The organism is Rhodosalinus halophilus, from assembly GCF_003298775.1.
Classification (GTDB): domain Bacteria; phylum Pseudomonadota; class Alphaproteobacteria; order Rhodobacterales; family Rhodobacteraceae; genus Rhodosalinus; species Rhodosalinus halophilus.
This window is the reverse complement of record NZ_QNTQ01000006.1, coordinates 365,501-389,207: the sequence shown is the minus strand read 5'-3', so window position 1 is coordinate 389,207 and position 23,707 is coordinate 365,501. Positions and strand designations below refer to the sequence as shown.

Annotated in this window: 25 protein-coding genes; 8 read left to right on the top strand and 17 right to left on the bottom strand. The window is 69.0% G+C overall.

Features of this window, described 5'->3' with window-relative positions; genetic code table 11:
* Positions 1 to 3: 3 nt before the first annotated feature.
* From DRV85_RS08475 to folK, 6 genes are all read right to left on the bottom strand, one after another.
* Entirely contained in the window at positions 4 to 1,506 is a 1,503-nt protein-coding gene (locus DRV85_RS08475; RefSeq protein ID WP_113289010.1) for an alpha/beta hydrolase, read from the bottom strand.
* Position 1,507: 1 nt separating this feature from the next.
* A complete protein-coding gene (locus DRV85_RS08470) occupies positions 1,508 to 2,260 on the bottom strand; it encodes a pyridoxine 5'-phosphate synthase (RefSeq protein WP_113289009.1) in 753 nt (250 codons plus the stop codon).
* 33 nt (positions 2,261 to 2,293) lie between these two features.
* Positions 2,294 to 2,962: a DUF2062 domain-containing protein gene (locus tag DRV85_RS08465; protein ID WP_113289008.1), complete on the bottom strand. Its 669-nt coding sequence runs from the start codon at positions 2,960 to 2,962 to the stop codon at positions 2,294 to 2,296.
* 15 nt (positions 2,963 to 2,977) lie between these two features.
* Positions 2,978 to 5,140, bottom strand: a complete 2,163-nt coding sequence (locus DRV85_RS08460) for a RelA/SpoT family protein (RefSeq protein WP_113289007.1) — start codon at positions 5,138 to 5,140, stop codon at positions 2,978 to 2,980.
* Positions 5,141 to 5,165: 25 nt separating this feature from the next.
* Positions 5,166 to 5,519 carry a DNA-directed RNA polymerase subunit omega gene (gene rpoZ / locus DRV85_RS08455; RefSeq protein WP_113289006.1) on the bottom strand — a complete coding sequence of 118 codons (354 nt, stop codon included), beginning with the start codon at positions 5,517 to 5,519 and terminating at the stop codon, positions 5,166 to 5,168.
* A gap of 80 nt (positions 5,520 to 5,599) precedes the next feature.
* Positions 5,600 to 6,163 (bottom strand): 2-amino-4-hydroxy-6-hydroxymethyldihydropteridine diphosphokinase, encoded by a 564-nt coding sequence (gene folK, locus DRV85_RS08450; RefSeq protein WP_113289005.1) that lies wholly within the window; start codon positions 6,161 to 6,163, stop codon positions 5,600 to 5,602.
* A gap of 133 nt (positions 6,164 to 6,296) precedes the next feature.
* On the opposite strand from folK, the gene DRV85_RS08445 reads away from it, so the two are divergent.
* Entirely contained in the window at positions 6,297 to 6,872 is a 576-nt protein-coding gene (locus DRV85_RS08445; RefSeq protein ID WP_113289004.1) for a LabA-like NYN domain-containing protein, read from the top strand.
* A gap of 24 nt (positions 6,873 to 6,896) precedes the next feature.
* Complete coding sequence (locus DRV85_RS08440; RefSeq protein ID WP_113289003.1) at positions 6,897 to 7,337, top strand: YqaA family protein; 441 nt, start codon at positions 6,897 to 6,899, stop codon at positions 7,335 to 7,337.
* A gap of 3 nt (positions 7,338 to 7,340) precedes the next feature.
* On the opposite strand, the gene DRV85_RS08435 is transcribed toward DRV85_RS08440, so the two are convergent.
* Positions 7,341 to 7,787, bottom strand: coding sequence for a c-type cytochrome (locus DRV85_RS08435; protein WP_338066964.1), 447 nt, complete (start codon positions 7,785 to 7,787; stop codon positions 7,341 to 7,343).
* 185 nt (positions 7,788 to 7,972) lie between these two features.
* Between DRV85_RS08435 and ispH the strand changes: the two genes are divergently transcribed.
* From ispH to rpe, 5 genes are all read left to right on the top strand, one after another.
* Positions 7,973 to 8,923 (top strand): 4-hydroxy-3-methylbut-2-enyl diphosphate reductase, encoded by a 951-nt coding sequence (gene ispH / locus DRV85_RS08430; protein ID WP_113289002.1) that lies wholly within the window; start codon positions 7,973 to 7,975, stop codon positions 8,921 to 8,923.
* Between the two features lie 77 nt (positions 8,924 to 9,000).
* A complete protein-coding gene (locus tag DRV85_RS19500) occupies positions 9,001 to 9,453 on the top strand; it encodes a DUF3429 domain-containing protein (protein WP_233495442.1) in 453 nt (150 codons plus the stop codon).
* On the top strand, positions 9,450 to 10,061 hold the full coding sequence (locus DRV85_RS19495; protein ID WP_233495441.1) for a class I SAM-dependent DNA methyltransferase: 612 nt from the start codon (positions 9,450 to 9,452) through the stop codon (positions 10,059 to 10,061). The genes DRV85_RS19500 and DRV85_RS19495 overlap by 4 nt, the downstream gene beginning before the upstream one ends.
* Before the next feature lie 9 nt (positions 10,062 to 10,070).
* On the top strand, positions 10,071 to 10,526 hold the full coding sequence (gene rnhA, locus DRV85_RS08420; RefSeq protein WP_113289000.1) for a ribonuclease HI: 456 nt from the start codon (positions 10,071 to 10,073) through the stop codon (positions 10,524 to 10,526).
* Positions 10,527 to 10,575: 49 nt separating this feature from the next.
* Entirely contained in the window at positions 10,576 to 11,259 is a 684-nt protein-coding gene (gene rpe, locus DRV85_RS08415) for a ribulose-phosphate 3-epimerase (RefSeq protein ID WP_233495440.1), read from the top strand.
* 75 nt (positions 11,260 to 11,334) lie between these two features.
* Here the strand turns inward: rpe and uvrC are convergent, their stop codons facing one another.
* From uvrC to DRV85_RS08385, 7 genes are all read right to left on the bottom strand, one after another.
* Positions 11,335 to 13,212 (bottom strand): excinuclease ABC subunit UvrC, encoded by a 1,878-nt coding sequence (gene uvrC / locus DRV85_RS08410; protein ID WP_113288998.1) that lies wholly within the window; start codon positions 13,210 to 13,212, stop codon positions 11,335 to 11,337.
* A gap of 297 nt (positions 13,213 to 13,509) precedes the next feature.
* A complete protein-coding gene (locus DRV85_RS08405; RefSeq protein ID WP_113288997.1) occupies positions 13,510 to 14,289 on the bottom strand; it encodes an SDR family oxidoreductase in 780 nt (259 codons plus the stop codon).
* A gap of 13 nt (positions 14,290 to 14,302) precedes the next feature.
* Positions 14,303 to 15,250: a calcium/sodium antiporter gene (locus DRV85_RS08400; protein WP_113288996.1), complete on the bottom strand. Its 948-nt coding sequence runs from the start codon at positions 15,248 to 15,250 to the stop codon at positions 14,303 to 14,305.
* Between the two features lie 4 nt (positions 15,251 to 15,254).
* Positions 15,255 to 15,431, bottom strand: coding sequence for a hypothetical protein (locus DRV85_RS19380; protein ID WP_199525867.1), 177 nt, complete (start codon positions 15,429 to 15,431; stop codon positions 15,255 to 15,257).
* 1 nt (position 15,432) lies between these two features.
* Positions 15,433 to 16,227: a S49 family peptidase gene (locus DRV85_RS08395; protein WP_113288995.1), complete on the bottom strand. Its 795-nt coding sequence runs from the start codon at positions 16,225 to 16,227 to the stop codon at positions 15,433 to 15,435.
* Positions 16,228 to 16,443: 216 nt separating this feature from the next.
* Positions 16,444 to 17,205, bottom strand: a complete 762-nt coding sequence (locus tag DRV85_RS08390) for an ABC transporter permease (RefSeq protein ID WP_113288994.1) — start codon at positions 17,203 to 17,205, stop codon at positions 16,444 to 16,446.
* The gene (locus DRV85_RS08385; RefSeq protein WP_113288993.1) at positions 17,202 to 18,131 is read right to left on the bottom strand and encodes an ABC transporter ATP-binding protein; all 930 of its coding nucleotides are present in this window, start codon (positions 18,129 to 18,131) and stop codon (positions 17,202 to 17,204) included. The genes DRV85_RS08390 and DRV85_RS08385 overlap by 4 nt, the downstream gene beginning before the upstream one ends.
* Positions 18,132 to 18,321: 190 nt before the next feature.
* Here DRV85_RS08385 and DRV85_RS08380 point away from each other — a divergent pair, with 190 nt between their 5' ends.
* On the top strand, positions 18,322 to 19,284 hold the full coding sequence (locus DRV85_RS08380; protein WP_233495439.1) for a DMT family transporter: 963 nt from the start codon (positions 18,322 to 18,324) through the stop codon (positions 19,282 to 19,284).
* Here DRV85_RS08380 and DRV85_RS08375 read toward each other — a convergent pair.
* The 3 genes from DRV85_RS08375 to DRV85_RS08365 form a co-directional block, all read right to left on the bottom strand.
* Positions 19,278 to 20,105, bottom strand: coding sequence for a 4-(cytidine 5'-diphospho)-2-C-methyl-D-erythritol kinase (locus DRV85_RS08375; protein WP_113288991.1), 828 nt, complete (start codon positions 20,103 to 20,105; stop codon positions 19,278 to 19,280). The genes DRV85_RS08380 and DRV85_RS08375 overlap by 7 nt on opposite strands.
* Complete coding sequence (locus tag DRV85_RS08370; RefSeq protein ID WP_113289212.1) at positions 20,092 to 21,768, bottom strand: tetratricopeptide repeat protein; 1,677 nt, start codon at positions 21,766 to 21,768, stop codon at positions 20,092 to 20,094. The genes DRV85_RS08375 and DRV85_RS08370 overlap by 14 nt, the downstream gene beginning before the upstream one ends.
* 169 nt (positions 21,769 to 21,937) lie before the next feature.
* Positions 21,938 to 23,587: an electron transfer flavoprotein-ubiquinone oxidoreductase gene (locus DRV85_RS08365; protein ID WP_113288990.1), complete on the bottom strand. Its 1,650-nt coding sequence runs from the start codon at positions 23,585 to 23,587 to the stop codon at positions 21,938 to 21,940.
* Between the last annotated feature and the right edge of the window lie 120 nt (positions 23,588 to 23,707).

The window sequence follows — 23,707 nt, the reverse complement described above, 5'->3', positions numbered from 1 at the left end:
CCCCTACCCCGCAAACAGCGGAAAGCTCACGCCCAGCGCCCAGGCGAGGATCAGGCCCAGGGCGAGGCCGGGCCCGGCCGCCCCGCCCGCGCGGGCGGCCCAGCGCCCCATGAGGCCGTAAAGCAGGTAGAAGAGCAAGATCACGGGCGCGATCAGCAGCAGGAAGAACAGCCCCTCGAAATCGAGCGCCACGGCGAGGCCGAGCGAGGCGAAGAAGGCGACGCGCGCCGCGATCCGCTGCCAGAAGGGCGCGCGCCCGCCCATGGTGATGAGCGCGTCGGCCAGCATGAAGGGCACCGCGCCGACAGCGAGGGCGAGGATGATCCAGCCGCGCTCCGCCGTGGGCCAGAAGTTGGCGCCGTAGCGGTCGAGCAGGAAGCCGAAGACCACGAGCCCCCAGAGGATCAGCGCGCCGCCCGCGAGCGGCGAGACGCGGCCCAGCGGCACGCCGTAGCGCGCAAGACCCGAGAGTTGCACCACTCCGTAGAGAAGCAAATGCAGCGCGAGGTAGTCCGCGACCAGTACTGGCAGTATTTCAGGGCTGAAAGCAGTCGCGATATATGGGCTCATCACTGCAGGCACCAACAGCAGCAATAAGAATGGACCAAGCGCGAGCGGCTCCCGCTCCACCCGCCGCGCGGGCAAGAGGTGCGACAGCGGCCAGGCGAGCGCGACGACCGCCACGAAGAGCACCAGGAACCACGGACCCGTGCGCGGGACGGACACGGCGCTCTCCCGGTCGTAGGCGGCGTCGAGCCAGGCCACCGCCTCTGCGCGCCCCGGTTTCGAGTAGAGCACCGCGACATGTTCGGCCAGCGGCGCCACCACCGCGCGGCGCACCACCTCGCCCGCGCGCGCCGTCTCGCCCTCGTCCGCGTCCGAATCGACCATCCGCAGCGCGCGCAGTGCGAAGTCGCGCAATCCGGGCTCCCATTCGCCGGTGATCATCAGGAGCCGCTCCGGCGCCTCTGCCGTCACCGCCTGGCTGAAGGGCGAGATTGCCACCACCGGGCCGACGCGGCCGTCGCGCAGCGCGGTGCGGATGATGATGTCGGTTGCCATCGAGTGCCCCAGCAGGGCGACCTCGCCCTCCCATGCCTCGCGCGACAGGCCCGACTCGACCACCGACAGCGTCTGGTCGATCAGAAGTTGCGTGGTGCCGTCGATGCTGTCCACGTCGCCCGACATCGGCACCGGGTTGCGGCCGTGCCCCTCGAAGTCGAAGGCCCAGGCGACGTAGCCCGCCTGCGCGAGGGCGAGGGAATAGGCCTGCATCATCTGCCGCGAGCCTGCGAAGCCGTGCGCCACCACCACGAGCGGTCCGTCGGCGCCGGGTTCGGCGTAGCGGGTCACGGGGGTCTCGCCCACGCGGAAGCTTTCGATCTCCACGCCGGATCGCGCGGACTCGAGCTGCCAGATCGCCAGTAGTGCGGCGAGCACCGCGACCAGCGCGACGGCCCGGCGCCGCAGCAAAATCGGCGCGGGAGTGGGCGCGGTGTCGTCCATGTCAGTCGCCGGCGCGCGCCGCGTCCATGATCCGCCGCATCTCCTCGATCGCAGGGCCGAGGCCGCGGAAGATCGCCTCGCCGATCAGGAAATGGCCGATGTTGAGCTCGCGCACCTCGGGCAGCGCGGCGATGGGGCCGACGCTGTCATAGGTCAGCCCGTGGCCCGCGTGCACCTCGAGCCCGAGTCCCTGCGCGAAGGTGGCCATCTCGGTCAGCCGCGCCAGTTCCGCGTCGCGGTCTTCGGTCCGGCCCTCGGCATGGGCGTCGCAATAGGCGCCGGTATGCAGTTCGATCACCTCGGCCCCGATGCGGTGGGCCGACTCGATCTGGCGGCGGTCGGCGGCGATGAAGATCGACACGCGGCAGCCCGCCTCGCGCAGCGGCGCGATGAAATCCGCGAGCCGGTTCTCGTCCTGCGCCACCTCGAGCCCGCCTTCGGTGGTGCGTTCCTCGCGCTTCTCGGGCACGATGCAGACCGCGTGCGGGCGGTGGCGGAGCGCGATCGCCTGCATTTCCTCCGTCGCCGCCATCTCGAAGTTGAGCGGCACGGTGAGGATTTCCGTCAGCCCCTCGATGTCGGCGTCCGAGATGTGGCGCCGGTCCTCGCGCAGATGCGCCGTGATGCCGTCGGCGCCCGCCTCCTCGGCGAGTTTCGCGGCGCGCAGCGGGTCCGGGTAGGCGCCGCCGCGGGCGTTCCTGACGGTCGCCACATGGTCGATGTTCACGCCGAGGCGCAGCTTCGGGTGCGGCATGGGATGGATCCTTTCGCCTGTCCGGGCCGAGGCTTACTCCGTCCGCTGCCCGGCGTCAGCCCCGGGCGTGCGCTGTGCGCGCATCTTGTGGAGCTTCTCGTCGATCTTGCGGCGGATCTTCGCGGCGCGGCGCTTCTGATAGGCGCGGATCACCGGAACGCTGATCACATAGATGATCGTCGCGGCGACGAGTCCGGGAATGATGCCGCCCACGGTGTATGGCCAGAGCACCTCGTCCCAGAACAGGAGAAGATCGCTCCAGTCCTGCGGCTCGCCGGTGACGAGCGCCCACAGGTTGCGGTTCAGATCCGAGCCCGCGCTGGCGAACTTGTCCCAGAGCGAGCTGCCGGCCCCCTCCTCGAACTCGGTGCCGAGCAGCAGATGCCCTGTCTTGAGCGAGATGGCCGCGATCGGAACATAGGTCAGCGGATTGCCGAAGAAGGTGGCGAGCAGCGCCGCGATGACGTTGCCGCGCATCGCCCAGGCTAGCGCGGCCGACATGAGGAAGTGCAGCCCGTAATAGGGCGTGAAGGTCACGAAGACGCCCGCCCAGATGCCGCGCCCGATGCGCTCGGGCGAGCCGGGCAGCCGGTTGAGGCGGTGCTGCACGTAGAGAAAGGCACGGCGCCAGCCGCCCCGAGGCCAGAGCGCCTCGGCCATGATGCGCCACCACGGGCGCCGGTCGCGGCGTTTGAAGACCAAGGGTGCAGCTCCCCTCTAGCTGGCGCGCGCCTCCGGCGGGCCGGCGGCCGAGGGGTCGCGGAAGCGGTCCACCGCCGCCACGTCGCTCTCGGCCTCGAGCGCCGACACGACCGAATGCAGATGCTCGGCGTCGCGCAGATCGACGCCGATGAGCAAACGATAGAAGTCGGGCTTCCGGTCCACGAACTCGAGGTTGGAGATATTGGCCTTCTGCTCGCCGATCAATGTGCAAACACGTCCCAGCACGCCCGCGTCGTTGCCGATCGTGACGTCGAGCGTGACAGCGTAGACCGGCGGGTGCGTCCCAGTGGACCAGTGCAGATCGAGCCAGCGCGCGGGCTGATCCTCGAAGGCCGCGAGCGCCTCGCAGTCGATGGCGTGCACCACAACGCCGCGGCCCCGCCAGGTGATGCCGACGATGCGCTCGCCGGGCAGCGGCTGACAGCAGGGGGCCCGCTCGAAGCTCTGACCGGGCGCGAGGCCGATGACGGCGCGGCCGCTGTCGATCTCGCCGGTCTCGCGCGGGGCGAGGTCGGGATAGACCGCCTGCACCACGTCGCGCGCGGTGAGCTCCGCCGAGCCCATCCGCGCCAGAACCTCGTCGCGCTCGCGCAGCCGCAGCCGTTTCGCCGCGGTGTCGAGCGCCTTGTCGGTCGCCTTCTTGCCGACGTTCTCGAAGGCCGCGCGCGCAAGCTCGCGCCCAAGCCGGATGAAGCGCGCGCGATCCTGCTCGCGCAATGAGCGCCGGATCGCGGCCTTCGCCTTGCCGGTGATCGCGATGTCGAGCCAGGTGGGCTGCGGCACCTGGCCCTCGGCGGTGATGATCTCGACCGACTGGCCGTTCTTGATCCGCGTCCAGAGCGGCACGCGGAGCCCGTCGATCTTCGCGCCCACGCAGCCCGAGCCGATCCGCGTGTGGATGGCGAAGGCGAAGTCGATGGGCGTGGCCCCGCGCGGGAGCTTGACCACGTCGCCCTTCGGCGTGAAGCAGAAGACCTGGTCGGAATACATTTCGAGCTTCACCGCCTCGAGGAAGCTCTCGTGGTCCTCCTCGGAGTCGAACTGCTCGGTGAGTTGCGCGATCCATTTCGTCGGATCGACGGCGAAGGGATTCTCGGCGCGCACCCCGTCACGGTAGGACCAGTGCGCCGCGACGCCGGTCTCGGCCACGTCGTGCATCGCGCGCGTGCGGATCTGCACCTCGACGCGCTTGCCGTCGCGGCCCGACACCGTGGTGTGGATCGAGCGATATCCGTTCGACTTCGGCTGGCTGATGTAGTCCTTGAACCGGCCCGGCACCGCGCGCCAGCGCTGATGGATCGCGCCGAGCGCGCGGTAGCAGTCCATCTCGCTCGGCACAATGACGCGGAAGCCGTAGATGTCGGAAAGCCGCGAGAACGTCAGCTGCTTTTCCTGCATCTTGCGCCAGATCGAATAGGGCTTCTTCGCGCGGCCGAAGACCTCGGCGGCAATCCCGGCCTTCTCCAGCTCGAGCCGCATGTCCCCGGTGATCCGCGGGATGACGTCGCCCGCCTCCTTCTGCAGCGTGATGAACCGGCGGATGATGCTGGCGCGGCCCTCGGGATTGAGCACGCGGAAGGCCAGATCCTCCAGCTCCTCGCGCATCCACTGCATGCCCATGCGCCCCGCCAGCGGCGCGTAGATCTCCATCGTCTCGCGCGCCTTCTTGCCCTGCTTCTCGGGGCGCATGGCCTTGATGGTGCGCATGTTGTGCAGCCGGTCCGCAAGCTTCACGAGGATCACGCGCACGTCCCGGGACATGGCGATGAAGAGCTTGCGGAAGTTCTCGGCCTGCTGCGTCTCGGTCGAGGAGAGCTGCAGGTTGGTGAGCTTCGTCACCCCGTCAACCAGCACCGCGATCTCGGTGCCGAAGCGGCGCTCGATCTCTGCATAGGTGGACTTGGTGTCCTCGATGGTGTCGTGCAGCAGGGCGGTGACGATCGTCGCGTCATCGAGCTGCTGGCCGGCCAGGATCTCGGCGACGGCCACCGGATGCGTGAAGTAGGGCTCGCCCGAGTGGCGGAACTGGCCCTCGTGCATGGCGCGCCCGTAATCGAACGCCTCCGCGATCAGCCGGCCGTTCGATCGCGGATTGTAGCGCCGCACGAGCGCGACGAGATCCTCTGCGCCGAGCGCCTCGGCCGCCAGCGCCGTCATGCTGCACGCAGGGGCGAGCGCGCCGTCACCGCTCGCCCTGCGCCTCCATCAACTGGCGCAGAAGCGTCTCGTCGGGCATCTCGTCCTCGGCCGGCTTGTCCGGCTCGCCGCCCATGAGAAGCGCCATGGAGTCCTCTTCGGGCTCGTCCACCTCGATCTGGGTCTGGTTGGATTCGATCAGGCGCTCGCGCAGGTCATTGGCCTGCTGCGTTTCCTCGGCGATCTCGCGCAGGGCGACGACAGGATTCTTGTCGTTGTCGCGGTCGACGGTGAGCGGGCTGCCGGCGGAGATTTCGCGCGCGCGGTGCGCGGCGAGCATCACCAGCTCGAAACGGTTGGGAACCTTGTCGACGCAATCCTCGACGGTAACGCGGGCCATTGGGCACTCCAGTCCTGCAGAGACGGGTAATCCGGAAAACTGCTAGGTAACGCCTCGGCGACGAAACCGCAAGCGCCCTCTCACAATGGCGTGACGTCCGAACGCATCTGCGCGGGCAGCGACGCCACCATCTCCGAGACGCTGCGCCCGAACACCGGATGGCGCCAGTCGGGCGCGATATCCGCCAGCGGGATCAGCACGAAGGGACGTTCATGCAGCCGCGGGTGCGGCAGGATCAGTTCCTCGGGCGCCTCCCGACGCTGGCGATCCGCCGGGAGCGCGGCCCAGGCCTCGAAGGTCGCGCGGTCCGGCAGCACCGCATCGCCAAATGCCAGCAGATCCAGGTCGAGCGTGCGCGGCCCCCAGCGCACCGGCCGTTCCCGGCCGAAGCGGCGCTCGACCCGATGCAGCAGCGCGAGTATCTCCGCCGGCCCGCCCGCCCAGGCGAGCGACGCCGCCGCGTTCACGAATTCCGGCCCCGCCCCGGGCGGAAAGGCAGGGGTGCGGTAGAAGCGGCTGACCGCTTGCGGCGCCGCGCCCTCCTCGGCCAGAGCAGCGAGCGCGTGACGCAGCGTCGTATCTGGCGGCTCCCCCCGGAACGGTGCATTCGCGCCGAGCGCAATGAGCACTGAGAGGCCGGTCACGCACGCGGACGATCCATGTCGCTCTTGTGCCACTGGGCGGAGCTCCTATTCTAGTATCTTGACCGGAGATCCGCCCTGGGGCTCCCACTCACCCCTCGCAATGCGGTCGCCGGCCTGAAAAAGGGATATTGATATGTTTTACAAGGACGAACGGCTTGCGCTGTTCATAGACGGTTCCAACCTCTACTCCACCGCGAAGGCGCTCGGTTTCGATATCGACTACAAGTTGCTGCGGCAAGAATTCATGCGCCGGGGCAAGCTGTTGCGGGCCTTCTACTACACGGCGCTGGTCGAGAGCGAGGAGTATTCGCCGATTCGCCCGCTCGTGGACTGGCTGCACTACAACGGCTATTCGATGGTGACGAAACCGGCCAAGGAATACACCGACAGCCAGGGACGGCGGAAAGTGAAGGGCAACATGGATATCGAGCTCACGGTCGATGCCATGGAGCTTGCGCCACGGATGGATCACATGGTGCTCTTCTCGGGCGACGGCGATTTCAAGCCGCTGGTCGAAAGCATGCAGCGTCAGGGCGTGCGCGTGTCGATCGTCTCGACCATCCGGAGCCAGCCGCCGATGATCGCCGACGAATTGCGCCGCCAGGCCGACAACTTCATCGACCTCGACGACCTCAAGGAAGTCATCGGCCGCCCCCCGCGCGAGCAACAGAGCGACCGCGAACTGCGCGTGGCCAACGCGAGCGAGTGACCGGGCAAGTGGCCGCGTGCGCGAGTGCTGACTGACGCCGCGGGGCTGACCGGATTGTTTCTCGCGGCCTTCGGCGCCGCGACGATCCTGCCGTTCCAGTCGGAAGTGGTCTTCGCGGGCCTTCAGGTCGCGGACGCGGCGCCTGTCGCCGCGCTGATTGTCGTGGCGTCGGTCGGCAATACGCTGGGCGCCGTGGTGAACTACGTGCTCGGGCGGGGCGGCGAGCGGCTCGCGCATCGCCGCTGGTTTCCGGCCAGCGAGGCGCAGCTCGCCCGTGCTCAGGCGATCTGGGCGCGCTGGGGCGTCTGGACCCTGCTGCTGAGCTGGGCCCCCTTCGGCGACGCCTTCACCGTGATCGCCGGGCTGATGCGCACCCCCGTCGCGATCTTCCTGACGCTCGTCACCCTCGCGAAGACAGGGCGCTACGTCGTCCTCGCCTGGGCCACGGCGGCGCTCGGGGCCTGAGCGTCAGTTGCCGTAGAGCGCCGCGTTGCGGTTCACCTCTTCGTGGATCTCGATGATGCGCGGGGGCCAGGTGCTCTTGATGTAGGCGAGCACGTCGAGGATCTCCTGTTCGCTGAGAACGTCACCGAACCCCATCATGTTCGAGCGATAGTCGCCGCCCACCACCGCCTCGGTCCCGCGCGTCACGATATCGATCAGAAGCGGATCGGCGTGATGCCAGGTATGGCCGGTCTCGTCATGCGGCGGCGCGCGCATGAGGCCGTCGGGCCCGGGCGAGCGCCAGTCGTCCTCGCCCTCGAGCGCGGCGCCATGACACGCCGCGCAGTAGTCCCGATAGACGGCCTCGCCCGCCGCGACGCGCTCGGGGTCGGTGAAGGGCAGAAGGCTCTCCGCCGTGGCCGGCCCTGCCGTGGCGGCGAAGAGGATCGAGACCAGCAGCATCCGGCGCATGTGCGTCACCTTGCTTCGTCGTTTCACGCGCAGGATCGCCGGCCGGCACGCGCCGTCAACTCACGACTTCGCCAGTCCCTGGCGCTGCATGCGCGAAAAGCGCCGCGCCGAGGCGACCGGTGGACCGAGGTGCTGGACCGGAAGGCGCATGGCGATTAGGTCTGGGGCATGTCCCGGAGACGCGCATGACCAAGCCCGCCCTGACCCTCTACCTCGCCGCGCCGCGCGGCTTCTGCGCCGGCGTGGACCGCGCGATCCAGATCGTCGAGATGGCGCTCGAGAAGTGGGGACCGCCCGTCTACGTCCGCCACGAGATCGTGCATAACCGTCATGTCGTCGAGGGCCTGCGCGCCAAGGGCGCCGTTTTCGTCGAGGAACTCGACGAGTGCCCCGACGACCGCCCGGTGATCTTTTCGGCGCACGGCGTGCCCAAGGCGGTCCCGGCCGAGGCGGCCCGGCGCGAGATGCTCTTCGTCGACGCCACCTGCCCGCTCGTGAGCAAGGTGCATATCGAGGCCGAGCGGCACCACGCCAACGGCCTGCAGATCGTCATGATCGGCCATGCCGGCCACCCCGAGACCGTGGGCACCATGGGTCAGCTCCCGGAGGGAGAAGTTCTGCTGGTCGAGACACCAGACGACGTGGCCGGGCTGGCTGTCCGCGACCCCGAAAAGCTCGCCTTCGTCACGCAGACGACGCTTTCGGTGGACGACACCGCGGAGGTCGTGGAAGCACTCAAGGCACGTTTCCCGGCCATCGTCGGCCCGCACAAGGAAGACATCTGCTACGCCACGACGAACCGGCAGGAGGCCGTCAAGGCCATGGCGCCCCTTTCGGACGCCATGCTGGTGGTCGGCGCGCCCAATTCCTCGAACTCGAAGCGGCTGGTGGAAGTCGGCCGCAAGGCGGGCTGCGCCTATGCACAACTCGTGCAGCGCGCGGGCGACATCGACTGGCGCGCGCTCGAGGGCATCCGAAGCGTCGGGCTCACCGCCGGGGCCTCGGCGCCCGAGGAACTGGTGCAGGAGGTCATCGACGCCTTCCGCGCCCGCTACGACGTGACCCTTCGGGAAGTCGAGACGGCGCAGGAGAACGTGAACTTCAAGGTGCCGAGGGTCTTGCGCGAACCCGCCTGACCGCCGCTGCGACATGACGCCCGCCGAACGACCGGCGGCTCTTGCCCGTGGGCGCGGCCCGCGCCATGTTCCGCGCCATGACCGATATCCCGCGCGTCGCGCTCCTCCTCGGCCTCGCCGGCCTGATACCCTTCGTCTGGGGGGCGCTCACAGTGCTGAACCCGGCGCTGCAGGGCTGGGGCGTGCGGACGATAGGCCCCCGCTTCGTCGGGCCCTACGTCATGCTCTTCTACGGGGCGATCATCCTGTCCTTCATGTCGGGTGTGCTCTGGGGCTTCGCCACGAAGGCCGAGGGCCAGGTTGCGGCCACCGGCTACGCGCTGTCGGTGATCCCGGCGCTCTGGGCCTTCTTCATGACCGGGGGCGGGCCGGTCTGGGCGGGAACCAGTCTCATCGCCGGCTTCGTCGGCCTGCTGGGGCTCGACTGGCTCTTCGCGCGGCAGGGCCTCGCGCCGGCGTGGTGGATGCCGCTGCGGCTCCTGCTCACGGCGATCGTCGTGATCTGCCTCGCCGTGGGGGTTCTCGCGTGAGCACGGACAAGGAGACGCTGGGCGTCTACGACGCCCGGGCAGAGCATTATGCCGAGGTGACCTCCGGCATTCGGGAGGATCCCGATCTGGCCGCCTTCATCGCCGCAATGCCGAAGGGGGGCCGTGTCCTGGACCTGGGCTGCGGCCCCGGCCTCGCGGCGGAGGTCATGGCCCAGGCCGGGCTGACGGTCGATGCGACCGACGCCTCGGCGGAAATGGTGCGGCTGGCCGCCGCGCGGCCCGGCGTGAGCGCCTGGCAGGCGCATTTCGACGAGATCGCGGGGGAGGCGATCTACGACGGGGTCTGGGCGAACTTCAGCCTGCTGCACGCGGACCGCGCAGCGATGCCGCGGCACCTAGCCGCGCTGGCGCGGGCGCTCAGGCCGTCCGGCCGCCTGCATGTCGGGCTCAAGACCGGCACGGGCACCCGCCGCGATTCGCTCGGGCGGCTCTACACCTACTATACCGAGGACGAGCTCGAAGCGCTGCTGCAGGCGGCCGGCTTCACGGTGATCGCCCGCCGCAGCGGACGCGATCCCGGTCTCGACGGCGAGATGGCCGACTGGGTCACGATGGCCGCCCTTGCCGGCTCCGGGCCGCGCGACTAGGGCCGCACCGTGGCGCGACTTTATGCCTATACCGACGGAGCCTGCTCCGGAAACCCCGGCCCCGGCGGCTGGGGCGTGCTGCTGCGCGCCGTGGAGGGTGAGACGGTGCTGAAGGAGCGGGAGATGAAGGGCGGCGAGGCCTGCACCACGAACAACCGCATGGAACTGATGGCGGCGATCTCCGCCCTGGAGGCGCTGGAACGGCCCTCGGCGATCACGGTGGTGACCGACAGCGCATACGTGAAGAACGGCGTGACCGGCTGGATCCATGGCTGGAAGCGAAACGGCTGGAAGACCGCCGGCAGGAAGCCGGTGAAGAACGCCGAGCTCTGGCAGCGGCTCGACGCGGCGCAGGCGCGCCATGACGTGACTTGGGAGTGGGTGCGCGGCCACGCCGGCCACCCCGAGAACGAGCGCGCCGACCAGCTCGCCCGCGAGGGCATGGCGCCCTTCAAGGCGGGCTGACAGCGGCCGCGCGGGCACCTATACCGGCGTCAGCCGCAAGGAGATGCCCATGCCCACTGTCAAGATCGCCCCCTCCATCCTCGCCGCCGACTTCGCCGATCTGGGCGCCGAGTGCCGCGCGGTGGAGGCGCAAGGGGCGGACTGGGTGCATCTCGACGTGATGGACGGCCATTTCGTGCCGAATCTCACGATGGGTCCTGCGATTTGCAAGGCGCTGCGGCCGCACATCTCGACCGTGATGGACGTGCACCTGATGATCGCGCCGGTGGACCCGTTCATCGCCGCCTTCGCCGAGGCCGGTGCGGACATCCTCTCCGTGCATCCGGAGGCGGGGCCGCATCTGCACCGCACGCTTCAGGCGATCCGCGCGGCGGGCGTGCGCGCGGGCGTCGCGCTCAACCCCGCAACGCCGGCCGCCGCGGTCTCTGAGGTGCTCGACCTCGTCGACCTGATCTGCGTGATGACCGTCAACCCGGGCTTCGGCGGGCAGAAGTTCATCGCAAGCCAGCTGCCCAAGATCTCAGAGTTGCGCCGGATGATCGGCGACAGGGCGATTCACCTGCAGGTCGATGGCGGCGTGGACGCGGCAACAGCGCCGCGCGTGGCCGAGGCCGGCGCCGACGTGTTGGTGGCGGGCTCGGCGGTGTTCCGCGGCGGCTCCGCGGCCGACCCTGCCGCCTACGGCGAGAACATCCGTGCGATCCGCGCCGCGGCCGAGGGCGTCCGGACCTGAAGAAGAATTTTCGTCCGAAAATTCTTCGGAAGCGGCCACGTCGCGGGGCGATTTTTCTTACGAAGAATCGCCCGCTCAGCCGCCCTCGTTGAAATGGGCGTAGATCCGTTCGGCCAAGGCGTCCGAGATGCCCTCCACAGCCTTCAGGTCCGCCAGATCGGCGCGCGTGACGGCCTTGGCAGAACCGAAATGGGCCAGCAGCGCCCGCTTGCGCGCCGCGCCGACGCCGGGCACGTCGTCCAGCGGGTTGGCCGACACCGCCTTCGCCCGCTTGGCGCGATGCGTGCCGATGGCGAAGCGGTGCGCCTCGTCCCGGAGCCGCTGCACGAAATAGAGCACCGGATCGTCATGGCGCAGGGCGAAGGGCCGGCGGCCGGGGCGGTGGAACTCCTCCTTGCCGGCGTCGCGGTCGATCCCCTTGGCCACGCCGACCACGGGCAGGTCCGGGACGCCCAACGCCTCCAGGATCTCCTTCACGGCGCTCACTTGCCCCGCGCCGCCGTCGATCAGCAGCAGGTCGGGCCAGGCCTCGGAGCGGCGCTCGGGATCCTCCTGGATCAGCCGCGTGAGACGCCGGGTCAGCACCTCCTTCATCATGCCGAAGTCGTCGCCCGGGGTCAGTTCCTCGCCGCGGATGTTGAACTTGCGATACTGGCTCTTCTCGAAGCCCTCGGGGCCGGCCACGATCATCGCGCCCACCGCGTTGGTGCCCATGATGTGCGAGTTGTCGTAGACCTCGATGCGGCGCGGCGGCGCGTCGAGATCGAGCGCCTCGGCCAGACCTGCCAGCAGCTTCGCCTGCGTTGCCGATTCGGCCATCTTGCGGCCCAGGCTCTCGCGCGCGTTGCGCACCGCACCCTCGACGAGCTCCGCCTTCTCGCCGCGCTTCGGCACCGCGATCTCGACCTTGCGGCCGAGCTTGCCGGAAAGCGCCTCCTGCATCAGGTCGGTGTTCTCGATCGGGTGGGACAGCAGGATCAGGCGCGGCGGCTCCTTGTTGTCGTAGAACTGGCCGAGGAAGGCCTCCATCGCCTCCGCCTCGGACACGTCCGATCCCACCCGCGGGTAGAAGTCACGGTTGCCCCAGTTCTGGTTGGCCCGGACGAAGAAGACCTGCACGCAGGCCTGCCCGCCCTCCATGTGGAGCGCGATCACGTCGGCCTCGGCCACGCCGCGCGGGTTGATCCCCTGCGCGCCCTGCACCTGCGTGAGCGCGCGGATGCGGTCGCGCAGCGCCGCGGCGCGCTCGAACTCCATCTTCTCGGCCGCCTCGGCCATCTGCGCGGCGAGCTCCTCCTGGATCTTCGTGGACCGGCCGGCGAGGAAGCGTTCCGCGTCGCGCACGCTCGCCGCGTAGTCCTCTTCCGAGATCAGCCCGACGCAGGGGCCAGAGCAGCGCTTGATCTGGTAGAGCAGGCAGGGCCGCGTGCGGCTTTCGAACATCGAGTCCGAGCAGTTGCGCAGCTGAAAGACCTTCTGGAGCTGGTTCAGCGTGCGGTTCACGGCACCGGCGCTCGCGAAGGGGCCGAAATAGGCGCCCTTCTGCGTCTTGGCCCCGCGGTGCTTGCGGATCATCGGATAGGGATGGTCCCTGGTGACCAGAATGTTCGGGAAGCTCTTGTCGTCGCGCAGGAGCACGTTGTAGCGCGGCTTGAGCTGCTTGATGAGGTTCTGCTCGAGGAGCAGCGCCTCGGTCTCCGTCCGCGTCGTCAGGAACATCATGGACGCCGTCTCGCGGATCATGCGCGCGATCCGGGGGCTGTGCCCGGTGGGGCGGGCGTAGTTCGCCACCCGCGCCTTGAGATTGCGTGCCTTGCCGACGTAGAGCACGCGGGCCTGCGCATCGAGCATGCGATAGACCCCGGGCGAGGCCGGAAGAGTCTTCAGGTAGCTCTGGATGCAGGCATGTCCGGTCGGTGCCGCGCCGCCGGTCTCTCGGGTCGTCTCGGCCATGTCAGAGAGATACGATTCCCCTTGCCCTGCTGCAATCTGGCGACCCGGTTTTCAAGAGAAAAGACATCCCCGGATCCTGTGGAAAACCCTGTAGGCAAAATCTGTGCCGGTCGAATTTTTCCTTCACTTCACATGCCTTCGCCGCGCTGCCCAATTCTTAGGCACAATATTAACCCGTTGATATTGAACATGATTTTTTTATAGTAAGCTCAAATATATGAAAGAATTGACGAATTTGTGACACTCCGGCGCAGCGCCCCGACGACGTGCACAACTTCCGTGACCGATGCCTGCGCGTCACTCGACGCCCAGCACGTCCGGCGTCTGCCAGGCCAGGTGCTGGCCCCCGTCCACCGCGATCATCTGCCCTGTCACGGCCTCGGCCTCGAGCAGGAAACCGAGCGCCGCCGTGATGCCCGACGGGTCTGCGCCACGGCCGAGGATGGTGGCCTCGCGCTGGCGGGCGAAATGGCTCTCGGACTGCCGCGTGCCGCGCAGGGTCGGGCCCGGCCCGATCGCGTTGACCCTGACACGCGGCGCGAGCCCCTGCGCGGCGGTGCGCGTGAGCGCCCAGAGACCGGCCTTGGCCAGCGTGTAGGTCGTGAATTCCGGCGTGAGCTTCCAGACCCGCTGGTCGATCATGTTGACGACGAGGCCCTGCGCCACGGGCTCGCCGCCCGCGTCCCTGCCCGGCTCGGGCACCTGGTCGGCGAAGCGCTGCGTGAGCACGAAGGGCGCGCGCAGGTTGCTCTCGAAATGGCGGTCCCAGCTCTCGCGCGTGGCAGTCTCGAGCCGGTCGTATTCGAAGATCGAGGCATTGTTGACGAGCACGGTCAGCGGTCCGCCGAGCGCCTCCGACGCCTGCGCGACGAGCGGCTCGACCTGCGCCTCGTCGAGCAGATCGGCCTGCAGGGCGACGGCCCTCCGGCCCATCGACGCGATCTCCTCGGCAACGGCCTGCGCCGGCCCCTCCGAGCTTGCGTAATGCACGGCGACGTCGAACCCGCGCCCGGCCAGATAGAGCGCCATCGCGCGCCCGATGCGCACGCCCGCCCCGGTGACAAGCGCTCCTGCCATTCAGCGATCCCCCTCAGTTGAGCAGGCTGACGACATAGGCCAGATAGGCCGCCGTCAAGCCGATGCCCCAGATGCGCGTGAGGTCGAGGCGGAACACCACGAAGGGCAGGAGCGCGAGCGACGCCGCCAGCATGACCCAGAGGTCGAAACGCAGGAACTCCGGATCCACCGGCACGTCGCCCACCAGCGCCGTGATCCCGATGATCGCCAGGAGATTGAACATGTTCGAGCCGATCACGTTGCCCAGAGCGACATCCGCCTGCTTGCGCAGACCCGCCATCACGGTAGTCGCGAGCTCGGGCAGCGAGGTGCCCAGCGCGATCAGCGTGAGGCCGATCACCGTTTCCGACACCCCGTAGGTGCGGGCGATGATCGTGGCGTTCTCGACCAGGATGTTGGCGCCCAGGGGCAGACCGACGAGTCCCAGGACCAGGAACATCGTGACCTTCCACCACGGCATGTCCGGATCGGCACCTTCGACCTCTTCCGCCTCGGCGGCGCGGGCGGCGTCGCGATGGGCGCGCGCCTCGATGAAGTTCTCGCCAAGGATCGCCGTGAGCGCGGCGAGCAGGATCAGGCCCGACCACCAGGTGAAGATTCCGGTGAAGGCCAGTCCGATGAAGAGCACCGAAGCGGCGAGCATGACGAAATAGCTCTTGCGCGTGTCGCATTCGCTGGTGTTCAGCCCGCTGAGCAGCGCCGGCACACCGAGCACCAGCAGGATGTTCGCCGTGTTCGAGCCGACGACGTTGCCCAGCGCAATCCCCGGCGCGCCCGCGACCAGCGCCTGAACGGAGATCAGAAGCTCGGGCGCAGAGGTGCCGAAGGCCACAACCGTGAGCCCCACGATCAGCGCCGGCACGCCCAGGCGCAGGGCAAGATTCACCGCCCCCTTCACCAGCGCGTCGCCCGCAAGCAGCAGGATGACGAGCCCGAGGCCCGTCAGCAGCCAGACCATCATGCCGTCAGCCCCTTCCCTCGCCGCAGGGGCACGGCCCCTTGCCGATCCGGTACCGCCCGCAGTGCCGGCAGCGCCGGGACGAGAGCGCCTGCCGCCCCGGCAGGCGCGGCAGGCGCAGCTTGCCGAACATGGCCAGCACGGCCATGAAGACGAGGAAAAGGACCGCGACCTTCAGCAGCACGTCAGAGGCCCAGCCGCGCGTAGGCCGCGCGTTCCTCGAGCCCGGCCAGCGCCTGATCCAACGCCGCCGCACCGAGGCGGCTGAAGAGCGGCCGGCGCACGCCGTAGCGGCGGAAGCGGACCTTGTCGCCGTAGAGTTCCTTCATCTTCGGCGCGATATGGCCGATCCCGTCGATCAGCCCCACGTCCTGCGCGGCTTTGCCCAGCCAGATCTCGCCTGTGTAGAGGTCCGGCTCGTCGGCCAGCCGGTCGCCGCGCCGCGCCTTGACGTGGTCGATGAAGCTGCCGTGCATCTGGTCGAGGATGCGGCGGATCCGCGCCACGTCCTCGGGCTTTTCCGGCTCGAAGGGGTCCAGCAGGGTCTTGGACTTGCCGGCGGTATAGATCCGCCGCTCCAGCCCCTGCCGCGCGAGGAAAACATGCGCGCCGAAACTGGCCGAGATCACGCCGATCGAGCCCACGATGGAGCCCGTGTCGGCCCAGATGTCGTCGGCCGCCGCGGCGATCCAGTATCCGCCCGAGGCGGCCACGTCCTCGACGAAGGCGTGGACGGGGATCTTCTTCTCGTCCGCGAGGCGGCGGATGCGATCGCCGATCAGCGAGGACTGCACCGGCGAGCCGCCCGGCGAGTTGATCTCGAGCGCCACGGCCGCCGGCTTGCGCGCGAAGGCGCGCTCGATCGCCGGCGCGATCGCACGGTCGTTGAGCGACGCCCGGCCGCCCGCACCGATCATGCCGGTCATGCGAACCACGGCCACCACGGGATGGCGGGAGAGAAAGGGCAGTGCAACGACCATGAAGCGGCATGTAGATTGCCGGTCGCGGCAGAACAAGGCAGCGCTCAAAAGAAGGAAGGGGCGGGACGCAGCGGCAACAACGGGCTCGGCCCGAGTGGTCTCGGCCATGGGCCGGCAGTGCCGCCCAGGGGGCTGTCTGCCCCCCTCGGCCCTGACGGGCCTCACCCCCCGAGGGTATTTCCGGCAAGAGGAAGGACCGGGGGTGGCGCGACGGAGTCAGGACCGGATGCGCCAGCCGGTGCGGAAGATCCACCAGACCGCGGCGAGACAGAGCGCGAGAAAGCCCGCGATGGCCGCGAGGCTGACCGCGACGGGAACATCGGCGAGCCCGTAGAAGGACCAGCGGAAGCCGGAGATCAGATAGACCACCGGATTGAAGAGCGCGACGGTCTGCCAGGCCGCGGGCAGCATCGAGATCGAGTAGAAGGAGCCGCCGAGGAAAACGAGCGGCGTGACGATCAGCAGCGGCACGAGCTGGAGCTGTTCGAAGTTCTTCGCCCAGATGCCGATGATGAAGCCCATAAGCGCGAAGCTGACGCAGGTGAGCAGCAGGAACAGCACCATCGGCACGGGGTGGGCGATGCGCAGCTCCACGAAGAAGCTGGCCGTGACCATGATGACCACGCCGATGAAGAGCGACTTGGTGGCGGCCGCGCCGACGTAGCCCACCACCACCTCGAGGAAGCTCACCGGCGCCGAGAGCACCTCGTAGATGGTGCCGATGAACTTGGGAAAGTAGATCGCGAAGCTCGCGTTGGAGATCGCCTGCGTCATCACGGTGAGCATGATGAGCCCCGGCACGATGAAGGCACCGTAGCTCACGCCCTCGACCTCGTCGATGCGCGAGCCGATGGCGGCGCCGAAGACGACGAAGTAGAGCGAGGTGGAGATCACCGGCGAGATGAAGCTCTGTGCCAGCGTGCGGAAGAAGCGCCCCATCTCGTAGCGGTAGATGGCCCAGATCGCGCCTGCGTTCATGCCGCATCCTCCTGCACGAGGCCCACGAAGATATCCTCGAGGCTCGACTGACGGGTGGAGAGGTCGCGCAGCGCGAGGCCCGCCGCCTGAAGATCGGCCAGCAGGCGCGTGATGCCCGTGCGCTCGGCCCTGCGGTCGTAGCAATAGACGAGCGCCGCGCCGTCCTGCGCGAGGTCCAGGTCGTATCCGGCGAGCGCCGCCGGGATCGCCGCGACCGGCTCGTGCAGCTCGATCACCAGCTCCTTGCGGCCCATCCGGTCCATCAGCGCGCCGGTCTCCTCGACCAGCAGAAGCTCGCCGCGGTTGATGACGCCCACGCGGTCGGCGAGCGCCTCGGCCTCTTCGAGGTAGTGGGTCGTCAGGATGATGGTGACGCCGTCGGCCTTGAGCCGCTCGACGGTCTCCCACATGCCGCGGCGCAGCTCCACGTCGACGCCCGCCGTGGGCTCGTCGAGGAAGAGCACCCGCGGCTCGTGGGCCAGCGCCTTGGCGATCATCACGCGCCGCTTCATGCCGCCCGAAAGCTCGCGGGTCTGCGCGCCGCGCTTGTCCCAGAGCGACAGCTGCCGGAGCACCGACTCAAGGTGGGCGTCGTCGCGCGGCAGGCCGAAAAGCCCGCGGGAGAAACGCACCGCGTCCCAGACCTTCTGGAAGGGCTCGAGCGCGATCTCCTGCGGGACGAGGCCGATGAGGGCGCGGGCGCTGCGGTAGTCGCGCAGGATGTCGTGGCCGGCCACCCGCGCCCGCCCGCCGGTAGGCACGGTCAGCCCGCAGACGGTCGAGATGAGCGTCGTCTTGCCGGCGCCGTTGGGACCGAGCAACGCGAGGATCTCGCCCGCCCGCGCGGCGAGCGTGACGCCCTTGAGCGCCTCGAAGCCGCGCTCGTAGGTCTTGCGGAGATCCTCGATCTCGAGAATGGCGGTCATCGCGCGCCTCCCTTCTGTCGCCGGCAGAGACTAGACCGGGCCGCGGCGGGCACAAGAGCCGGCGGTGAGCGCGGGCGCGCACAGGGCCTCTGCAGGAACCGGGCGCTTCGGGCTGGCGCGCGGCGCGCGGGGCTGCTAGCGGGAGCATGGAGGAATGCACGCCATGACCTCGCCTGCCACGCCAGTCGCCATGAACGACGCCGCCCGCGCGATCGGGTTCATCCTGCTGGCGATGCTCGCGATCTCGGTCAACGACATGCTCATCAAGTTTCTCTCGGGCGGCTATCCGTTGCACCAGATGGTCTTCGTGCGCTCCTGCATCGGGATCTGCTTCAGCCTGCTCTTCCTCAAGCTCGAGGGCGGCTTCCACCTGTTACGGGTGGACCGGCCGGCGCTGCACGTCCTGCGCGGGCTTCTGGTCGTGGTGGCGAACATGACCTATTTCGCCGCGCTCGCGGTGCTGCCGCTCGCCGAAGCGACGGCGCTCTTCTTCGCCGCGCCGCTCTTTCTCACGCTTCTGTCGATCCCCATCCTGGGCGAGCGCGTGGGGCCGTGGCGGCTGGGCGCGGTGGTGCTGGGGTTCGCCGGGGTGCTGGTGATGCTCCGGCCCTGGCAGGGCGAGCTCGACGTGCCGCGCATCGTGCTGGGCCTGCCGGTGATCGCGGCGCTGACCTATGCGCTGATGCAGCTGCTCACCCGCAAGCTGGGCGTCACGGCCAAGGCCTCTGCCATGGCGATCTATATCCAGGGCACCTTTCTGGTGGTCTCCATCGGCTTCTTCCTGGTCGCGGGCGACGGGCGCCTCGCCGAGGGACTGGAGAACGAAAGTCTCGTGTTCCTGCTGCGGGCCTGGATCTGGCCGGAGGGCCGCGATGTCTGGCTCTTTCTGGCGCTCGGGGCGAGCTCGGCGGTGATCGGCTATTCGCTGTCGGCGGCCTATCGGGCGGCGGACGTGGCGACGGTGGCGCCCTTCGAATACGCAGCCTTGCCGCTGGCCGTGCTCTGGGGCTGGCTGGTCTTCGCCGAGTGGCCGAGCGGCCCGGTCTGGACGGGTATCGCGCTGATCGCGGGCGCGGGGCTCTTCGTGTTCCTGCGCGAGCGGCAAAAGCGCCGGCCCGTGGCGCTGCGCGCCCGCGTGCGGCGGCGCTACTGAGCGCCGAGGCGCACGGCGCGCACCCACCATCCCGGGCGGGCGAGCGCGCGGGCGGCCCGCGCCGCGGACGTGGAATCAGGGAACAGCCCGAAGCAGGTCGCGCCCGATCCCGACATGCGTGCGAGCCGGCAGCCGTCGGCTTGCGCGAGCGCGGCCAGCGCGGCGCCGACCTCCGGCGCGATCGTCTGCGCGGGGCGCTCCAGATCGTTGCGCTGCCCGGCGAGCCAGTCCGCGAAAGCCGCCGCATCGGGGAATGTCGGGAAGCGCTCGGGCATGGGGGCATTCGCGCGGCGGTCGAGACGCGCGAAGACCTGCGGTGTCGGCACGGCGATGCCGGGGTTCACCAGCACGGCATCGAGCGCGGGCAGGCCGTCCACGGGCGAGAGGGTTTCACCGATGCCGCGCATCCGCATCGGGCGCGGCTCCATGCAGACCGGCACGTCGGCCCCAAGCGCGAGCACCTCCCGCGGCAGCGGCCGGCCGGTCATGCGGGACAGCGCGCGCAGGGTCGCGGCCGCGTCGGAGGAGCCGCCGCCGATACCGCCGGCCGGCGGCAGGTGCTTTTCCAGCTCGATCTCGGCCGTCACGCCCATCAGGGCCGCGGCGCGCAGCACGAGGTTCGAAGAATCGGTGGGAACGCCAGCCGCCATCGGCCCGGTCACGCGCAGGGCGGGGGCGTCCGCCGGTCGGACGCGCACGACATCGGCTGCATCCGCGAAGACGACCAGCGAGTCGAGGAGGTGATATCCGTCGGGCCGGCGGCCCGTGACATGCAGGGTCAGGTTGACCTTCGCCGGCGCGCGCGCCTCAGCCGCCGTCATCCGTTGCGCCGTTAGCCACCTCGAGCGGCGGCGCCCCTTCTTCGGCCAGGACGCGATCCAGGCCGACCTCCAGCTTGCGCCGGATCCGCTCGGCCTCGTCCGGCTCGGGATCGAAGGAGAGCGCACGCTGCCACTGGAAGCGCGCTTCCATCCTGCGCCCGACGGCCCAGTAGACGTCGCCCAGGTGATCGTTCACGATCGGGTCCACCGGCATGAGCTCGGCCGCCCGCTCCATGTGCTCGACGGCCTCCGCGTAGCGCCCGAGGCGGTAGAGCGCCCAGCCGAGGCTGTCCACGATGTAGCCCGAATCGGGCCGCGCCTCGACCGCGCGCTCGATCATTTCGAGCGCCTCCTCCAGCTTCTCCTGCTTCTCGACGAGCGAGTAGCCGAGATAGTTCAGCACCTGCGGCTGGTCGGGATTGAGCCGCAGCGCCTGCCGGAAATCGGCCTCCGCCTCCGGCCACATGTCCTGTCGTTCGTAGGCAATGCCCCGGGCGTAATAGAGGAACCACTGCGCGGTGTCCGGATCGTCGTGGAGCGCGATGGCCCTGTCGTAGGCCTGCGCGGCCTCGTCGTAGCGCTCGAGCATGCGCAGCAGATCGCCGCGCGCCGAATGCACCGCCGGCAGGTCGCCATGCGTCTCGGCGAGCTGCTCCAGCACCTCGATGGCGGCATCGGGCTTGTCCGCGAGGCGCAGCGCCTCTGCACGGCCGAGCTCGGCCGCGTGATAGGAGGGATGATCGCGCGGCACGCGCTTGTAGGTCTCGGTGGCGAGTTCGTACTGGCTCAGCCGCTCGAGCAGCTCCGCCGACATCAGAAGCGCCTCGATGTGTCCGGGGCGCAGATGTTCCGCCACGCGGGAGTAAAGCAGCGTGAAGTCGTCGCTCGCCTCGTTGCGCAGCGCCCCGGCGATGGTGAAGAAGACCTCCGCCAGCCCGTCCTGGGGCCGCGTGACCATGGTGAAAGGCAGCGTCTCGCCGGCTTCGAGGGCGTCTCGCATGTCCCGGAGGCCGGGGTCGAGCTCCGGGCCGAAAGCCTCCTGCATGAGGGCGAGCGCGTCTTCGTTGCGGTCGATCTGGCTGAGAACCTCGAGGTGCGCGATCACGCCGCGCCGGGTCATCTGCATCGCCCCTGCGGTGTCAGAGGCATAGATCGCCTCCGCCCCCTCGAAATCGCCGACAGAGGCCAGCGCCAGAGCCTTGTGATAGAGCGCGAAGCCCTGCAGCCCGCGCTCCTCGCCGATCTCGTCGAAGGCGATCAGCGCCTCGGACATGTTGCCCCGGCCGAGTTCCGCCCAGGCCCTCACGAGACCGTCCACCAGAAGGCCGACGCCGTTGCCGTCGCCCACGATATCGAGAAGCCGCTCGTATTGCCCCTCGGCGCCGTAGTGGGCGACGAGCGCCATGTTGGCCACCTGGTTCGGGCCGGCCGTCTCGATCAGCCGACGCGCGACCGGCAGGGCGCGGTCCACCTGTCCCAGCGCGAGATACGACACCGTCGCTGCCTCGAGCAGCTTGGGATTCGAGGGATCCTGCGCCAGTGCACGCGTGTAGTACCGCGCCGAGGAAAGGAAATCGGACTGATAGCCCGCCTGACGCGCTGCAAGGTAGTCGCCTGACGGAACGGGCTCGGACAAGGCGGGAAGCGGCGCCGCGAGGCACATGGCGACGGCGAGGGATTTCAGAAGGGATGCGCGCAAAGGGGAGCCTGCCTGATCTGTCGCTTGATGCAGGCTCAAGGGTAAGGCCGGGGCGCGCCCTTGTCCATGCATGGGCAGGGCCGGAGGCCGCGATCCGCGGTCGCGGCGCCTGTTCTGCGCGCGCCCGCCGGTCTCACATGCCCGGATAGTTCGGACCGTCGCCCCCCTGCGGCGTGGTCCAGACGATGTTCTGCCTGGGATCCTTGATGTCGCAGGTCTTGCAATGCACGCAGTTCTGGAAGTTGATGACGAACTTGTCGTTGCCCGCGTCGTCCTTGACGAATTCGTAGACGCCCGCGGGGCAATAGCGGGCCGAGGGGCCGGCATATTCCGGCAGGTTCACCTTCACGGGGAGGTCCGGATCCTTGAGCTTCAGATGCGCCGGCTGGCTCTCCTCGTGGTTCGTCATGGCGTAGCTGACGTTGGTCAGCCGGTCGAAGCTGATCTTGCCGTCGGGCTTGGGGTAGTCGATCGGCGTGTGCTTGCTGGCCGGCTCGGTGGCCTCGGCATCTGTCTTGCCGTGCCGCACGGTGCCGAAGAACGAAAAGCCCAGCGTGTTCGTCCACATGTCGAGCCCGCCGAGGGCCAGCCCCCCCATGAGCCCGTATTTCGACCACAGCGGCTTCACGTTGCGCACGCGGTTGAGGTCACGGCCGATGCGGCCGGTACGCACCCGCTCCTCGTAGTCGGACAGCTCGTCCTGCGCGCGGCCGGCGGCCAGCGCCTCGGCCGCCACCTCGGCGGCCGCGATTCCCGAGAGCATGGCGTTGTGGTTGCCCTTGATCCGCGGGACGTTGACCATGCCCACGGAGCACCCCAGGAGCGCCACGCCCGGCGCGACCATCTTGGGCATGGACTGGTAGCCGCCCTCGGTGATCGCGCGGCCGCCGTAGGCGATGCGCTTGCCGCCCTCCAGAAGGCGCTTCACCATCGGATGGTGCTTGAAACGCTGGAACTCCATGTAGGGATAGACATAGGGGTTCGCGTAGTTGAGGTGGACCACGAAGCCGAGCAGCACCTGGTTGTTCTCAGCGTGGTAGATGAAGCCGCCGCCGCCGGCGTTGCTGCCCAGCGGCCAGCCCATCGTGTGCGTGACCTCGCCCTCGTTGTGCCTGTCCGGGTCGACCTCCCAGATCTCCTTCATGCCGAGGCCGAATTTCTGCGGCTCGCGGCCCTTCGACAGGTCATGCCGCGCGATCACCTGCTTTGAGAGCGACCCGCGCACGCCCTCGGCGAGGAAGACGTATTTGCCCAGAAGCTCCATGCCCGGCTCGTAGTTCGGCCCCGGGGTGCCGTCCGCCTGCAGGCCGAACTCGCCGGCGACGACGCCCCTGATCTCGCCGTTCTCGCCCCAGACGATCTCGGAGCAGGCCATGCCGGGAAAGATCTCGACGCCGAGCGCCTCGGCCTGTTCGGCCAGCCAGCGACAGACGTTGCCCATCGAGACGATGTAGTTGCCGTGATTGTCCATCAGCGGCGGCATCGGCCAGTTGGGGATGCGCAGCCGGCCGGCCTCGCCGAGCAGGTAGAAGTTGTCTTCCGTCACCTCGGTGCGCACCGGCGCGCCGCGCTCTTTCCAGTCGGGAAAGAGCGTGTCGAGACCCACGGGGTCGAGCACGGCCCCCGACAGGATGTGCGCGCCCACCTCGGAGCCCTTCTCGAGCACGACGACTTCGAGGTTGGGATCGACCTCCTTGAGGCGGATCGCGGCCGAGAGACCCGCAGGCCCCGCCCCCACGATCACCACGTCGTATTCCATCGACTCGCGCGTCACCTCTGCCATCTGGCGCACTCCCCGCGTACCCTGCTCGCCTCGATCCTGACCGCTGACCTAGCCCGCCGCTTCCGCAAAGGTCAATGTCAACCGGGCGTCACGGCGGTGCGAAACGGTGCCGCGCCGGTC

Excerpts from the sequence above, each read along its gene's own strand:
- DRV85_RS08475 (WP_113289010.1), bottom strand. The coding sequence starts at position 1,506 with ATGGACGACACCGCGCCCACTCCCGCGCCGATTTTGCTGCGGCGCCGG.
- DRV85_RS08470 (WP_113289009.1), bottom strand. The coding sequence starts at position 2,260 with ATGCCGCACCCGAAGCTGCGCCTCGGCGTGAACATCGACCATGTGGCG.
- DRV85_RS08460 (WP_113289007.1), bottom strand. The coding sequence starts at position 5,140 with ATGACGGCGCTGGCGGCCGAGGCGCTCGGCGCAGAGGATCTCGTCGCG.
- rpoZ (WP_113289006.1), bottom strand. The coding sequence starts at position 5,519 with ATGGCCCGCGTTACCGTCGAGGATTGCGTCGACAAGGTTCCCAACCGT.
- DRV85_RS08445 (WP_113289004.1), top strand. The coding sequence starts at position 6,297 with ATGTTTTACAAGGACGAACGGCTTGCGCTGTTCATAGACGGTTCCAAC.
- DRV85_RS08435 (WP_338066964.1), bottom strand. The coding sequence starts at position 7,787 with ATGCGCCGGATGCTGCTGGTCTCGATCCTCTTCGCCGCCACGGCAGGG.
- ispH (WP_113289002.1), top strand. The coding sequence starts at position 7,973 with ATGACCAAGCCCGCCCTGACCCTCTACCTCGCCGCGCCGCGCGGCTTC.
- DRV85_RS19500 (WP_233495442.1), top strand. The coding sequence starts at position 9,001 with ATGACCGATATCCCGCGCGTCGCGCTCCTCCTCGGCCTCGCCGGCCTG.
- rpe (WP_233495440.1), top strand. The coding sequence starts at position 10,576 with ATGCCCACTGTCAAGATCGCCCCCTCCATCCTCGCCGCCGACTTCGCC.
- uvrC (WP_113288998.1), bottom strand. The coding sequence starts at position 13,212 with ATGGCCGAGACGACCCGAGAGACCGGCGGCGCGGCACCGACCGGACAT.
- DRV85_RS08405 (WP_113288997.1), bottom strand. The coding sequence starts at position 14,289 with ATGGCAGGAGCGCTTGTCACCGGGGCGGGCGTGCGCATCGGGCGCGCG.
- DRV85_RS08400 (WP_113288996.1), bottom strand. The coding sequence starts at position 15,250 with ATGATGGTCTGGCTGCTGACGGGCCTCGGGCTCGTCATCCTGCTGCTT.
- DRV85_RS08395 (WP_113288995.1), bottom strand. The coding sequence starts at position 16,227 with ATGGTCGTTGCACTGCCCTTTCTCTCCCGCCATCCCGTGGTGGCCGTG.
- DRV85_RS08390 (WP_113288994.1), bottom strand. The coding sequence starts at position 17,205 with ATGAACGCAGGCGCGATCTGGGCCATCTACCGCTACGAGATGGGGCGC.
- DRV85_RS08385 (WP_113288993.1), bottom strand. The coding sequence starts at position 18,131 with ATGACCGCCATTCTCGAGATCGAGGATCTCCGCAAGACCTACGAGCGC.
- DRV85_RS08380 (WP_233495439.1), top strand. The coding sequence starts at position 18,322 with ATGAACGACGCCGCCCGCGCGATCGGGTTCATCCTGCTGGCGATGCTC.
- DRV85_RS08375 (WP_113288991.1), bottom strand. The coding sequence starts at position 20,105 with ATGACGGCGGCTGAGGCGCGCGCGCCGGCGAAGGTCAACCTGACCCTG.
- DRV85_RS08370 (WP_113289212.1), bottom strand. The coding sequence starts at position 21,768 with ATGTGCCTCGCGGCGCCGCTTCCCGCCTTGTCCGAGCCCGTTCCGTCA.
- DRV85_RS08365 (WP_113288990.1), bottom strand. The coding sequence starts at position 23,587 with ATGGCAGAGGTGACGCGCGAGTCGATGGAATACGACGTGGTGATCGTG.